This is a genomic window from Bacillus sp. SLBN-46 (assembly GCF_031453555.1).
Taxonomy (GTDB): domain Bacteria; phylum Bacillota; class Bacilli; order Bacillales; family Cytobacillaceae; genus Neobacillus.
Genome location: NZ_JAVIZM010000001.1, coordinates 2462858 through 2476349 on the forward strand (window position 1 = coordinate 2462858; position 13492 = coordinate 2476349).

Sequence of the window (13492 nt, forward strand, 5' to 3'; positions counted from 1 at the left end):
TAATTAACTATTCATTTGAAAGAAGGTAATCATAGATGTCTAAGAAAATTGTTATAGTTGGTGGGGTAGCAGGGGGAGCAACAACAGCAGCAAGATTGAGAAGATTAGATGAGCAAGCTGAAATCGTCATGTTTGAAAGAGGGGAATACATTTCCTTTGCAAACTGCGGTTTGCCTTACTATATTGGTGGAACGATTTCAGAAAGAGAAAAGCTGTTAGTTCAAACTGTAGAGGGTATGTCCAAAAAATTCCAACTAGATATTCGTAACTTAAGCGAAGTAACAAAAATTAATCGAGAAAGAAAGACAGTAGAGGTAAAACATGTAAGGACGGGTGAAACATACGAAGAATCGTATGACGTGCTTGTTTTATCACCAGGTGCAAGTCCTATTAAACCACCAATTACAGGAATTGAGACAGCTGAATCTCTGTTTACTTTAAGAAATATTCCAGATACAGATAAAATTAAGTCGTATGTTGATACAAACAAACCGAAGAAAGCTACAGTTGTCGGTGGAGGATTCATCGGAATTGAAATGGCAGAGAACCTATGGGATTTAGGGATAGAAGTAACTTTAATTGAAATGTCTAACCAAATTATGGCCCCAATTGATTTTGAAATGGCTACTATTTTACATGGTCACCTTCGTGAAAAAGGAGTGAAATTAATCCTTGAAGATGGTGTAGAAGCATTTGAACAAAATGGTAAAGTCGTAAAGTTAACAAGTGGTCAAAAAATGGATACGGACATGATTATCCTAGCTATAGGTGTTAAACCAGAAAACCAGTTAGCGGTTGGCGCGGGTCTAAAAGTAGGAGGTCGCGGTGGGATTCAGGTAAATGAATACCTTCAAACAGAAGATCCAAGTATATATGCAATTGGGGATGCCATTGAAGTGAAGGATTATATCAATGGTCAACCAACTCAAATTCCATTAGCATGGCCAGCTAACCGCCAGGGAAGAATTGTAGCAGATCATATCAATGGAATTGCAGCACGTTACAAAGGAACACTGGGAACATCCATCGCAAAGGTCTTTGATATGACCGTTGCCGCTACAGGAAATAACGAAAAGACGTTAAAACGCTTAGGAATTCCATACGAGGTTGTACACGTACACCCAGGTTCACATGCTGGCTATTACCCAGGAGCTTTTCCAATCGCACTGAAGTTGATTTTTGAAAAAGAAACTGGAAAAATATTTGGTGCACAAGCTGTTTCCTATGATGGGGCAGACAAGAGGATTGATGTGATTGCAACAGCCATTAAAGGCGGGTTAACGATATTTGATTTGCCAGACCTAGAACTTGCTTACGCACCACCATTTTCATCAGCGAAAGATCCAGTTAATATGGCTGGCTATGCAGCAAGCAATATTGCGGAAGGTAGAGTCGAAACTGTGCAATGGCATGAAATCGATGAAATTGTACAAAACGGCGGTTTATTGATCGATGTTCGAGAGCCGATTGAAAGAGAAATGGGTTATATAGAAGGTTCCATTAATATCCCTCTAGGAGAATTAAGGGATCGATTAGAAGAATTGCCTAAGAATCAAACCATCTATTTAACCTGCCAGGTGGGTCTACGCGGTTATTTAGGTGCACGTATCCTCTCACAAAATGGATTTAAAGTAAAGAATCTTGACGGCGGATTTAAGACTTATTCAAGTGTGTTTGATAAAAAGCAAAAAAATAATGAGGTCAAAATCAATGATTCTGGCATGATCGAGGGGATAAAAGTGAATAAGACCAATGTTGAACCTGTTGATACTATATTAATTGATGCCTGTGGTTTACAATGCCCTGGACCAATCATGAAGGTATACCAAGCAATTGATGGTATGAATGATGGTGAGATTTTGGAAGTTCATGCTACTGACCCTGGGTTTGCAAAAGATATTCAATCTTGGTCAAGTAAAACAGGAAATACATTGTTAAATAGTAAGTATGAGGATAAAAAATTTAAAGCCTATATTCAAAAAGGTTCAAAGGAAGCGGAGATTAATATTCAGGGAGCGGCTATGCCAGCAACAAAAGATGGAACAACAATGGTTGTATTTAGTGGTGATCTTGATAAAACGATTGCATCCTTTATTATTGCTTGCGGTGCTGCTGCTATGGGGAAAAAAGTGACCATGTTCTTTACCTTCTGGGGCTTAAATGTTCTGCGACGTAAAGATGCACCTCCTGTACAAAAAGATTTAGTAGAGAAAATGTTTGGTATGATGATGCCAAAGGGTGCTAGCGAGCTTCCTCTTTCTAAAATGAATATGGGGGGGATGGGTGCCAAAATGATTAACCATGCAATGGAAAGAAAGAATGTTGATAGCTTAGCAACTTTAATGAAAAATGCAATGGACGCAGGGGTTAAACTTGTAGCTTGCTCTATGTCAATGGACATTATGGGGATTAAACAAGAAGAATTAATCGACGGCGTTGATATTGGAGGGGTAGCTTCCTACCTTGGTGATGCCGAGGATTCTGGATTGAATTTGTTTATTTAATTAGTATTTCGATAGACTTCTGTGGGATTATCGCTTAAAATCTATACAACAGAGGTGAGTATATTGATCTACGATGATAAGGCAATTAATCGTTTGAAACGGGCTGAAGGACAAATAAAAGGCATCTTGAGAATGATAGAGGAAGGTAAGGAATGTAAAGAAGTGATTACCCAGCTATCTGCTGCAAGATCTGCGATTGACAGGACAATTGCTGTTATTGTAAGTTCTAATCTCGAACATTGCATTCGTGAGTCCATGGAAGCCGGCAATGAAGATTCTTCAAAGCTTGTTGAAGAGGCAGTTAATATGCTAGTGAAGAGTAGGTAAGTAGGAAAGCGTCTATCATTTGATAGGCGTTTTTCTTTTAAAACAAAGCAGGCAACCAGCAACTGTCATGGGCATATGCTATCAAAAGAAAGGTGGGATAGCATGATCCATATTGTTAACCCCGGTGAAACGTTGAGTATTATTTCAGCTAATTACCGAGTAAGTCTCCGCCGCCTTTATGCTGCGAATCCAGGGGTGGGGCATTTGCAGGTGGGGCAGCATATCCAGATTCCTGGTTTGCCAGAGCCAAGCAGCATTCTCTATTCCATTCAAATATCTGTTGGGAAACAAAGACTTACATTATTCAACAATGGAAGGCTTGTTAAAATTTTCCCCATTGCCGTTGGGAAAATGCTAACACAAACCCCAAAGGGTGATTACGTAATTGTTAATCGCCAGTATAATCCAGGAGGGCCATTCGGAGTATTATGGATGTCATTATCCAAACAGGGGTACGGGATTCACGGAACCAACGATCCAAGTTCCATTGGAAAAGCTGTTTCACATGGCTGCGTAAGAATGTATAACCGAGATGTGATGCAACTCGCTGAAATGGTCCCCAATGGTACGCGGGTTATGATTCGTCCATAAGATAAGACGGCTGAATATAATCAGCCGTTTTAATTATCAGCAACAGTGAGTGATGATAAAGAAAAGATCTTTTTGTTAAAATTACAAAAAAGTCCCACCTTCGAAAGTAAAAAGGTGGGATACGAACTGTTTATTTAGAAATCTCAATCAAGCCGACTGATTTATCCTTAGATTGGGCTTTAACTTTAATCTTAATTCCGTAGCTACTAATATTTCGACCAGCATCAGGCATAAAATCATTTTTATAAGAATTAGTATCATCAAAAAGTGATATAGCAGGATGACTTGGTGCAAATAATTTTTGCGTTGGATAGTCTAAATTTAATACTGATGTAGGATTTAAGCCGAATGCTGCATCAGCAATATGGTAACGAGTGCTTGCTTCCACACCAGTGCTCCATACTAGGTCTTTTTCAAGGTGTGCATCCACTACCCCGAGGAATCCATCACCAGGGTGAATACCAGTCCAGTTGTCAGTATAGCTACCATCAACATACCAAACAACTAGACCTCCATCGTAACTCATTATGGAGTTTCCACGTTTTATGTGGGCAAGACCTTCATCTACACCTTTTTGATTTCGCCATTCAAGAAGGTAATAATGATCAGCATATACATTACCATCGAACTTATTAAAGCCGTTATGAGTAAAAGGAGTAGTAGCGCCTTCGCCCCCTTCATTTAATATTATTGAACCATCAGCAGTTACTTTTACATTATCAACGAAGAAACCAGTGTCGTTGTATCCCCAGTCAGTAATATAACGGAACTTCAATTGAATCTTTTTACCTGCATATGCAGATAAATCAAAGGATTGTTTTGTCCAACCGTTAGAGTCACCTGTGAAACCTGGTAGGTTTGCAGGAATAGTTGGGTATACGCCACTAACAGTATCAGATCTCGTATTACTATTTTCTAGAGATTTCCAAGTGGTGCCATTATCCTCTGAAACTTGAACAAATGCGAAATCCCATTGTTCTTCGATTTTATACCAAGCATCAAAATCAAGTGTTGCAGAAGACTTGCCTGACAAATCAACAGAAGTTACCATGTTATTGTCAGATTCATCACCAGTACCGCCCCAGAATGAGTAGTTGCCTTCAAATGGCGGTAATAAAGGCTTTTTCTTTTGTGGCAGGTTTATTCGGATAGCCTGGTTATTTTTGCCTAGTGGTGAATTTGCTTGGTCAAGCAAGAATTGTGTTCCTTTGGATGTCAAATCCTTTAGGTTTACTTCAGTTGGGTTAGTCCATTTTCCGCCAAGCGTTGATTGGAAGTAAGATTTAGCAAATGGAGAAAATCCTGTTGGTTCAGCACCTGGGATTTTACCTGCCCAAGAACCGCTTGCCATAATTGACCAGTAACCTATTGCCTCACCAGTGCCAGAATATTGAGTATCATATTCATCTGGAAGACCTAAGTCATGTCCATATTCGTGAGCGAATACTCCAGTTGCCCCGTCTTCAGGCATAACAGTATAGTCATAGAATCCTGGTAAACCTTTTCCAAGACCATCTGGATCATAAAATACAGCTGAACGGTGAGACCAAATTGCTTTGTCACCAAGTGTTCCACCGCCGGCTTCTTGTCCCATACCAGAGTGGATAATTTGAAGATGATCAACTAAACCATCTGGTTCCCAAAAATTCCCGTTTCCATTTAAGTCATGAGGATCTTCTAAATCGTAGTCCTGAAGTGGAACACCTGCTGCTTTGGCTGCTAACAAAGTGTCTTTAACTAATTGTTTTGAACCGCCAGGAGTTACGTTATCATGACCTGTCTTACTATCTGTACCGTAATAAGCAGCAGTACCTGGTACTTTTAACCAACCATAGGCTTTACCCTCAATCGTGTAAGTACCACCTGATTGTTCTTCATAAAATTGCTTCTGAGAAACTTGGTTTTCTCCATTTGGTCCTTTAAATACGCCCGTATCTCCAAAAATCATATCCTCAAAATGTTCAGGTGTATAATCTGGATAGTAGTTGTCAGTTTCGTCTGGTTTAATATTGTTGTGCTCGAAATCGGAATATTCTACCATTAAAGTAAGTAGTTTCCCCTTTTTCTGAACTCCCGGTGTTATTCCTTCTTGTACTGGTTCCGGTCTTAATTGTCCATATTTGTTACCATCTCCATTTGTTAAACCATTACTACCTTCATTAAATTTCTTATGCTTTTTTGCTTCTGCAGCTTTTACTTTGGCAGCTAGAGGGTCAGTTTCTGTTATTTTATCTTGCTTCCCTTTGACCACTAAGTAATTATGTAAAGCTTTCTGTTTCTCAGCAGTAGAAGCATTTTGGGAAATCACACCACGTTTAATGAGGGACTCTAGCAATTTGTCTTCATTTACCACTGCTAAATCTAGTGAACCGTAAGAATGTGAAACTGCAGTTGGTTTTTTCAGGACATCACTGGAAGTAATAGCGTAGTTGCCAGGAAAGCCGGCAAACAATGTTCCAGCTAGGACTGCAGTAGAAAGTCCTGTTTTTAATAGTTTCTTCATAAAACTCCCCCTTAAAATATTTCCTTGCTTTTCAATAATATTTTGAAAATTAGGACAAGACAATAGGATTTTTTCCCTAACTTTCTGTAAATTCTAACAATTTATAGTTAAATTGACTCATTTATCGACGACAATTCCACTTTTTTTGCAAAAATTTAGCAAAACAAAAGGAACAAATCTTAATTAACAATAGTAAATGTGGATAAAATATTATTTAGACGAGGACTGTAAAGCGTTACTCCGACAAAGGAAAGTGATTTACAAATTGTGTAAATTGTAAAAAGAAATATTATACAATTACCAATTTCTCCACTTCACAAATCGACAATAGAAATCTAAAATAAAAATAGGAAATAGGAAAACTTAAGGATAAAATACATATAGGGTTCAGCACGAGGGGAGACTTTCTTTTGAAAAAAGTTCATATTATACATGAGAATAGTGATTGGACACAGCATTTAACAAAGCGCCTAGATGAAATAGGGGTGCCTTACGAGGAGTGGCATTTAGATAGCGGACGTCTCGATCTTACAAAGGAGCCTCCAGAAGGTGTTTTTTATAATCGGATGAGTGCATCTTCCCATACAAGGGGGCACCGTTTTGCACCGGAATTTACTGCTCAAGTACTTGCTTGGCTAGAAGCGCACGGTAGGAAGGTTATCAATGGTACACGTGCCCTTCAGCTGGAGATCAGCAAAGTGATCCAATATTTAGAACTAAACAAATTTGATATCCAGTCACCCCGAACAATAGCTGCAGTGGGGAAGGAGCAAATCCTCGAGGCTGCTGTTGAATTTTTAGATACCCCTTTTATTACGAAACATAACCGTGCAGGGAAGGGGTTAGGTGTACAATTATTTCAAACGTATGATGGCTTGAAGAGTTATATCGAAGGTCCAGCGTTTGAAGAGCCAGTTGATGGTATTACTTTAATTCAAGAGTACATACAAGCACCAGAAAGCTATATTACTCGCTGTGAATTTGTAGGTGGAAAGTTCGTTTATGCAGTAAAGGTAGATACTTCGGAAGGCTTCCAATTATGTCCTGCGGATGCTTGTCAAATAGGTGATTTATTCTGTCCTGTAGGGGAGGAAAAAGAAGAGAAACCAAAGTTTGAAATTATTGAAGGGTTTTCAGATTCTATTATTAATAAGTATGAGAAGGTACTAGCTGCCAATCATATTCAGGTGGCCGGCATTGAATTTATTCGCAATGCAGCGGGTGAAATATATACGTATGATATTAATACAAATACAAACTACAATTCAGATGCAGAAGCTAAGGCGCAGAAATTTGGTATGCTAGAGTTGGCCAAATTTTTGAAGTCACAACTTTAAATTATTGAATATAACCATATGAAAAAAGAGGCTGATCAAAAGTTCAGCCTCTTTGTTGTCTTATAATTATTCAGCTTTAGCTGCTTGGATCTGTAAATTGATTTTAACCTTATCTCCAACTAAAACGCCGCCAGTTTCAAGTGCTGCATTCCAAACTAAACCGTAGTCAGAACGATTGATTGACCCTGATGCGCTGAAACCTACTTTTTCATTGCCCCATGGATCTTTTCCTTGGCCTTCAAATGTAACAACAAAAGTTTCAGGTTTTGTTACGCCGCGAAGGGTCAGATCTCCAGTTACATTGTATTCACCTTCGTCTGTTTTCTCAATATCTGTTGCACGGAAATTCATTGTTGGATGATTTTCTACATCAAAGAAATCTGCAGAAACTAAATGACCATCACGATCTTGATTACGAGTATCCACACTACCAGTCTCGATTGAAAATTCAATTGTTGCATTTGTTAAGTCAGTAGGATCTGCTTCAATTGTTGCGTTAAAGTTATTAAAGCTTCCTTTTACGTTCGCAATCATCATATGGCGAACTGAAAAATCTACGCTGCTGTGTGCAGTATCAAGTGCCCATTTTGTTTTTGTCATTAGTAAATCTCTCCCTTTTTGTTTCGAAATCATTTATCTTGAAATTGAAATAACTTAATTCAAGATAAATTATATGATGGAAATGATTTGATTGTCAATTGTTTTTTTTATAATGTTTTTTCATTTTTATCGAATACTACTTATATACCTAATATCGGGGGAATGAAATTGAATGAGGAAAATAAAAGGAATGAACCTTCCATTTTTGTTATTATGCGTGATTCATTCTTGTCTTCTTGGAATAACCTTTTATAAAAGCAAAAATAGAAAAAACATATTTATTTTGCTGGTATCTAATATAGGACTTGCGTACCTGTTTGAATACTTTGTATTTAATTTATTTAAGTTATATAAATATAAACCGAATATCATTAGGAATAATTTTTTTGATAATGTTTTTGGAGCTGTTTTATCCCAGGCGGTTTTTGTCCCTTTTACATCTGTTTATTTGACGGTTTCAAACTCGGGATGGTTAAAGAAGGTATCTGCTAGCATGTATTTTTCGATTATAGAAATGATATTTTTACGTTTGGGAGTATATAAACACACCGGATGGAAAACTGTTTATACATTTGTTCTAATTCCTTTTTACTTTAAATGGAGTGATATTTGGTATCACCTGCTTGAAAAAAAGAATGAAATAGTACGATTTATTTCCTTTTTCTTAATGATCATGGTTACAGAAACAAATTTATTTTTAATATTGGCGCTATTTCGCAAGATAAGATTTGGGGTGGGAAGACACCACACATGGAAGGAACATTTTATTATCTCACCGTTATATTCAATTTCAGTGTCTTTATTCACTGCATTTTCTTTAAAAAATCATAATACTCTTGATGCCAAGCTAAGGGTCGTCATATTTTGTACTCTTTTAAAACAATACTTTATAAAAATTAAGCTCTTAAAAAATAATATGAAGTTTTACCAATTTGTATTAAAACGGATCATAATGGTTTCAATATACGGGAAATACATGAAATGGGTGTATGGAGATTTAGAAAGGGAGTCCTAAAGTAGAAAAAATAATAAAAAAACGCCTAAACAGGCGTTTGCTTTTTTGTATAAAACCCTTGAAAAATATGTAAAGTGATGATATGATGACAATTGGCACAAAAAAATTTCATTTTAATTTAATTGAAATAACCTACTATAACAATATTATATGGGTTATTGTTTGTCAAGTAAGTAGAATAAAATATTATCTGGAGTGTGATTAAATGGGCGATTTACAAAACAAGGACTGGCAACAAGAACAAGAAAGAGTTAGTGCAGTCGTAGAGGAAATCGACCAAAAGGTAGCGAACCTATTGGCAAATACCAGTAAGGTAAGCTCAGACGTTCTAGAGCTACGTAAGACCTTTTGGGAAGATGTAACTGTAAATTTCGAAGAACCAGATGATATTATTGAGACCGCAGCAAGTATTAAGCAACAGGCTGAATTGCTGTCGGAACGAGAACGAACACATAAACAATTGGATCAACAACTTAAAATCTTAGCTAAATTAAAATATTCCCCGTACTTTGGTCGAATTGATTTTTTTGAAAAAGGAGAAAAGTCTGCCGATCAAGTGTATTTAGGGATTGCTTCATTAATGGACCAACATGATGAAAACTTTATAATTTATGACTGGCGAGCTCCAATCTCTAGCCTTTACTATGATTATGCTTCAGGACCTGCTGAATATAAAACCCCTGAAGGCGACATTAAAGGGGAAATGTTATTGAAGCGACAATTTATTATTAGGGCATCAAAAATTAAAGGAATGTTTGATACAGGTGTAACAATTGGTGATGAAATTCTTCAAGAAGTCCTTGGCAACAATGCAAGCACTCAAATGAAAAGTATAGTAGCAACCATTCAACGAGAGCAGAATGAAATTATTCGAAACGAGAGAAGTAAGATCCTTATTGTTCAAGGGGCTGCAGGAAGTGGGAAAACATCAGCCGCATTGCAGCGGGTTGCATATTTGTTATATCGTTATCGTGGAATTGTAAATGCCGAAAATATTATGCTTTTTTCACCTAATCCGTTATTTAATAGTTATGTGGCAACGGTGTTACCTGAGCTTGGTGAAGAAAACATGCAACAATCCACCTTTCAGGAATATTTAACCCATAGACTAGGGAAGGAATTCGGGGTAGAAGATCCCTTTTCACAAATGGAATATTTACTTAATGCAACAGGAAATCGTGAATATCAAGCAAGAGTACTGGGAATTCGTTATAAAGCAAGTCTTGAGTACAAGAACAAAATTGATCAGTACGCAAAAGAGCTATCGAAGAAGGGATTAATTTTTAAGGATTTAACTTTTAGAAAAGATGTCTTGATTTCAAAAGAAGAAATTCATAATTATTTTTATTCATTGCCGGATAGTTATTCCATTCCAAACCGAATTCAGCTTGTAAAGGATTGGGTTTTGAAAGAATTAAAACGAGCAATGAAACGTGAGCGTACTAGAAGCTGGGTAGAGGATGAGTTGCAGTACCTTGAGAAAGAAGATTATATGGAGGCATTCAAAAAGCTACAGGAGAAAGATCGTTTTTCAGAGAATACATTTGATGATTTTGAACGGGAGCAAAAATTATTAGCAGAAATGATAGTCAAAGAAAAATTCAAGCCCCTATTTTCACGGGTGAAGAGTTTAAAATTTATTAATATGCCTGAAATTTATCTTCAATTGTTTAAGGGCTTGGACCTATTTACAGAAACGCAACCATCTAATTGGGAACAGATTTGCGGTCTCACAATAAATAAATTAAGTAATATGGAAATTGCCTATGAAGATACCACACCCTATGTGTACCTACAGGATTTAATAGAAGGAAGAAAGTCAAATACCGCCATTCGTCATATTTTTATTGACGAAGCCCAGGATTATACACCGTTCCAGTTTGCTTTTATTCAAAAACTTTTTCCTTATAGTAAAATGACACTTCTGGGCGATTTCAATCAGGCTATCTTCTCTGGAGCGACGGGTTCCGAAACGGTGTTAACAGAATTAGACATCAAAGGAGAGGAAATTGAAAGGTTTGTATTAACAAAAACATATCGGTCAACAAGCGAGATTGTTCACTTTACGAGTGGTTTGCTTACAGATGGTGAAAAAATCATCCCCTTTAATCGTAAAGGAAGGAAGCCGGTTATTGAAATGGTTAATGAAGAAAAAATTAATCATTTGGTTCTTGAAAAAATCAAAGAATGGAAAGCAGATGGACATCGAACGATTGCAGTTATTTGTAGGACGGCAGAAGAAAGTAAAAATGTTTTTGAAGCACTTAAACAAGATGTACCACTCCACTTAATCGAGAAGGGGACAGTTTCTTATGAGCGCGGAAACCTTGTCATTCCATCGTATTTAGCGAAAGGTATAGAATTTGATGCGGTCATTCTATATGATTGTTCCCCTTACATTAGCGAAAGTGAACGAAAACTATTCTACACCGTCTGTACTCGAGCTATGCATGAACTGCATATATTTGCTACAGGACAGGTTTCGCCTCTTTTAGAGGTTGTACCAAGGGATGCTTACGAGTTAGTTTAAACTGTTAAAAAAGCTGTAAGATACTCTAGTGAATCTTGCAGCTTTTTACATATACTAAAGGCTAATAATGACTGAAAATGAAAATGAAAAAGTAAAAACAGCCGCCGGCTGTTTCTACTTTTTCCATTGCTTTTGCACTTGTTCATACGCAAGCCGGAGGACCTCTTCATTAGAAGTTTCAGGATTTGTAATCACGTTGGTTAAATAGCTTCTTCCTTCGAACGTAATAGTTACTTCAATTTGTACCATAAGTTATCACCTTTCTTATTTTTTAAAGTTATATGTTTATTTGTTGGATAAAAAATAGACAACATTTCAGTGTATGGTTGTTGCCGTATGCGTATGACAATAAGTTAACACGACATGGAATTTGGTATAATTGTTCCATTAAGTGATTTGTAGGGAGAGTAATCATGTCAATGTATTTTGAAGAAATAACAAAAGAAACGTTGTATATTGCTTTAGAGATGGTCAATTCAAATCCAGAATATAATGTATTTGAGAACGGAAACGAGGTAAGGACACTAGTGGAAGTAGAGGAGGAGTTCTTCAATCCTCGTTCAACGAGTGCATTTATTAAGCTTGATGATACCTATATTGGAGTAATTGATTATTTGATGGAAAATCCAAAAGATCATCATCCGTGGTTAGGACTATTAATGATTCATCGCGATTATCAGGGTTATGGCTTTGGCATACAGGCCTATTCAATATATGAAAATGAGATGCTAAAACGAGGTGTCAATAAAGTTCGTATTGGTATCTTGAGTGAAAATAAAAAAGCGATTCGCTTTTGGGAATCCTTAGGATTTGACTATTATAATACAGTCATCGCACAAAATGGAAGTGGAATTTTATGTTATCAAAAACAATTGGGCTAAAAAAACTTCCAAAAGGAAGCTCTAAACTTCAATTACCATAAATTCCTCCGCAAACATCTGAACATCATTTTTATTTATTTTATTTTTCTTCAGTAAAGATTCTGCCAAAACTATGTGGGCTTGAATTGAAATATTTCTTTTTAAATCACGAATAGATACCTCGCCATTCAATAATTGAATGGCTTTTTCTTTGATGTCTTGATTCTTAGATGATGTGTAAAGAAGATAAGCAATACAAGTGATCTTGTCCAACCTCCTATCAAGAATCGAGTATTTTGTTTAGTACATATTCGACGAGAAACCAACTTTTTCCTTCTACAAGTCATAATGATTATTGAAAATTCCGACAAAAAATTAAGAAGTTATCTCGGACCAAAGTTGTAGAAAGAATCAAGCTTCTTTACGAGGAGAAAAAAACAAAGATTTCTTAAGATGGAAGCATAGAACATAAATTGATCTTAAGGAGTTTTAAAAATGGAAAACAAACCAGTTGTCATGATTACAGGAGCTTCAAAAGGGCTTGGCAGGGAATTGACGCTAGCCTTTGCACAAAAAGGAGCATATTTAGCTATATGTGCAAGAGGTGAAAAGAACTTACAAGAAGTGAAAAAAGAAGCAGAAGGTAATGGGGCCTCTTTTGTGCTTGCGGTTACAGGGGATTTATCTAAATCAAGGGATGTAGAGAGATTTGTTGCTATGACAGAAGAATTATACGGGAAAGTAGATGTCTTAATAAACAATGCGTCAATCCTCGGTCCTAGCCCAATGCCACTGTTACTGGATTATCCTGAAGAAGATTTTATGGAGGTTTTAAAAGTAAATGCATTAAGTCCGTTTTTAGTGACGAAAAGGATCCTCCCTGGAATGATCCTAAACAAGAATGGGTCAATCATTAATGTCACATCAGAGGCAGGGAGTGCAGGCTATGCTGGATGGGGGGCATACGGGATATCTAAATTTGCACTCGAAGGATTAACTGAAACATGGGCAGATGAGCTCATGGAAACAGGAGTTAGAGTAAATATGGTCGATCCAGGTGAGATGGATACAGACATGCATCGATTGGCAGTTCCAGACTGTGATTATGACCTAGCAAATCCAAAAGATGTAATTAATGTTTTTCTTTATCTAGCCTCCGATTCATCCAAGCATATCAATGGTCAGAGATTTCAGGCACAGGAATTTATGGGAAGGGAGGAATAAA

General features: G+C 36.9%; 11 protein-coding genes. 7 read left to right on the forward strand and 4 right to left on the reverse strand.

From position 1 onward, the window contains the following. The first annotated feature begins 35 nt into the window (after positions 1-35). From QFZ87_RS12675 to QFZ87_RS12685, 3 genes are all read left to right on the forward strand, one after another. Positions 36-2504, forward strand: a complete 2469-nt coding sequence (locus tag QFZ87_RS12675; protein WP_309861813.1) for a CoA-disulfide reductase — start codon at positions 36-38, stop codon at positions 2502-2504. Between the two features lie 63 nt (positions 2505-2567). Beyond that, positions 2568-2831: a metal-sensitive transcriptional regulator gene (locus QFZ87_RS12680; RefSeq protein WP_308083649.1), complete on the forward strand. Its 264-nt coding sequence runs from the start codon at positions 2568-2570 to the stop codon at positions 2829-2831. A gap of 102 nt (positions 2832-2933) precedes the next feature. After that, positions 2934-3422 (forward strand): L,D-transpeptidase family protein, encoded by a 489-nt coding sequence (locus QFZ87_RS12685; RefSeq protein WP_309861815.1) that lies wholly within the window; start codon positions 2934-2936, stop codon positions 3420-3422. A gap of 130 nt (positions 3423-3552) precedes the next feature. Here QFZ87_RS12685 and QFZ87_RS12690 read toward each other — a convergent pair whose 3' ends face one another. Continuing rightward, on the reverse strand, positions 3553-5925 hold the full coding sequence (locus QFZ87_RS12690) for an immune inhibitor A domain-containing protein (protein ID WP_309861817.1): 2373 nt from the start codon (positions 5923-5925) through the stop codon (positions 3553-3555). A gap of 410 nt (positions 5926-6335) precedes the next feature. On the opposite strand from QFZ87_RS12690, the gene QFZ87_RS12695 reads away from it, so the two are divergent. Next, complete coding sequence (locus tag QFZ87_RS12695; protein WP_309861819.1) at positions 6336-7262, forward strand: ATP-grasp domain-containing protein; 927 nt, start codon at positions 6336-6338, stop codon at positions 7260-7262. A 66-nt stretch (positions 7263-7328) separates the two neighbouring features. On the opposite strand, the gene QFZ87_RS12700 is transcribed toward QFZ87_RS12695, so the two are convergent. Continuing rightward, positions 7329-7862 (reverse strand): YceI family protein, encoded by a 534-nt coding sequence (locus QFZ87_RS12700; protein WP_309861820.1) that lies wholly within the window; start codon positions 7860-7862, stop codon positions 7329-7331. A 1220-nt stretch (positions 7863-9082) separates the two neighbouring features. On the opposite strand from QFZ87_RS12700, the gene helD reads away from it, so the two are divergent. Continuing rightward, positions 9083-11407, forward strand: a complete 2325-nt coding sequence (helD, locus tag QFZ87_RS12705) for an RNA polymerase recycling motor HelD (RefSeq protein WP_309861823.1) — start codon at positions 9083-9085, stop codon at positions 11405-11407. 114 nt (positions 11408-11521) lie between these two features. Here helD and QFZ87_RS12710 read toward each other — a convergent pair whose 3' ends face one another. Next, a complete protein-coding gene (locus tag QFZ87_RS12710; protein ID WP_309861825.1) occupies positions 11522-11656 on the reverse strand; it encodes a BA3454 family stress response protein in 135 nt (44 codons plus the stop codon). Positions 11657-11820: 164 nt separating this feature from the next. Between QFZ87_RS12710 and QFZ87_RS12715 the strand changes: the two genes are divergently transcribed. Beyond that, positions 11821-12288 (forward strand): GNAT family N-acetyltransferase, encoded by a 468-nt coding sequence (locus QFZ87_RS12715; protein WP_309861827.1) that lies wholly within the window; start codon positions 11821-11823, stop codon positions 12286-12288. A 21-nt stretch (positions 12289-12309) separates the two neighbouring features. Here QFZ87_RS12715 and QFZ87_RS12720 read toward each other — a convergent pair whose 3' ends face one another. Further along, positions 12310-12540 (reverse strand): hypothetical protein, encoded by a 231-nt coding sequence (locus QFZ87_RS12720; protein WP_309861829.1) that lies wholly within the window; start codon positions 12538-12540, stop codon positions 12310-12312. Positions 12541-12762: 222 nt separating this feature from the next. Here QFZ87_RS12720 and QFZ87_RS12725 point away from each other — a divergent pair, with 222 nt between their 5' ends. Next, on the forward strand, positions 12763-13491 hold the full coding sequence (locus QFZ87_RS12725; RefSeq protein ID WP_309861831.1) for an SDR family oxidoreductase: 729 nt from the start codon (positions 12763-12765) through the stop codon (positions 13489-13491). The last annotated feature ends 1 nt before the right edge of the window (position 13492 follow it).

Coding starts and splice junctions, on each gene's coding strand:
- QFZ87_RS12725 (WP_309861831.1), top strand. CDS start 12,763: ATGGAAAACAAACCAGTTGTCATGATTACAGGAGCTTCAAAAGGGCTT.
- QFZ87_RS12675 (WP_309861813.1), top strand. CDS start 36: ATGTCTAAGAAAATTGTTATAGTTGGTGGGGTAGCAGGGGGAGCAACA.
- QFZ87_RS12710 (WP_309861825.1), bottom strand. CDS start 11,656: ATGGTACAAATTGAAGTAACTATTACGTTCGAAGGAAGAAGCTATTTA.
- helD (WP_309861823.1), top strand. CDS start 9,083: ATGGGCGATTTACAAAACAAGGACTGGCAACAAGAACAAGAAAGAGTT.
- QFZ87_RS12700 (WP_309861820.1), bottom strand. CDS start 7,862: ATGACAAAAACAAAATGGGCACTTGATACTGCACACAGCAGCGTAGAT.
- QFZ87_RS12715 (WP_309861827.1), top strand. CDS start 11,821: ATGTCAATGTATTTTGAAGAAATAACAAAAGAAACGTTGTATATTGCT.
- QFZ87_RS12690 (WP_309861817.1), bottom strand. CDS start 5,925: ATGAAGAAACTATTAAAAACAGGACTTTCTACTGCAGTCCTAGCTGGA.
- QFZ87_RS12685 (WP_309861815.1), top strand. CDS start 2,934: ATGATCCATATTGTTAACCCCGGTGAAACGTTGAGTATTATTTCAGCT.